At 40.5% G+C, this 444-nt stretch carries 1 protein-coding gene; it reads right to left on the bottom strand.

All coding sequences use genetic code 11. The annotated features are described in order from the left end of the window. On the bottom strand, window positions 1–444 hold a 444-nt coding region (locus Q0791_RS25065), incomplete at both ends, for an IS3 family transposase (RefSeq protein ID WP_299011970.1).

The raw sequence follows: 444 nt of genomic DNA, 5'->3' as shown, positions 1-444 counted from the left end.
GCTTTCGGTTTTCGTTGCCATATTGCCATTGTTAGCGCATCACAAACGAGCTGTGCTTTCATTCTGCTACCCATACTCCAACCAACCACTTTACGAGAATAAAGATCGATTACAACCGCTAAATATAGCCAGCCTTCGGCAGTCCATATGTACGTAATGTCTTGAACCCACGCTTGATTGGTACATTGAACATCAAAATCCTGTTTAAGTTCATTATCATATATAGGTTTCTTATGGTCGCTGTTGGTTGTTGCTTTGTACTTCTTTTTATAACGCACCCAAACGTTTGCCTCTTTCATTAACCGTGCTGTTCTTCGACGTCCAACAGGGTAATCAAGCAAATTCAATGCCTTTTGCATGCGTCTTTGTCCATAGGTATTATCGCTAAAATCAGCAATATCTTTAACCCACTGCAACATTTCTTGATGCTCTGTATCAACGGAT

It is taken from the genome of uncultured Shewanella sp. (genome assembly GCF_947495455.1).
GTDB lineage: Bacteria > Pseudomonadota > Gammaproteobacteria > Enterobacterales > Shewanellaceae > Shewanella.
The sequence above is the reverse complement of the archived record's forward strand: the minus strand, read 5'-3'. Positions and strand labels throughout refer to the sequence as shown.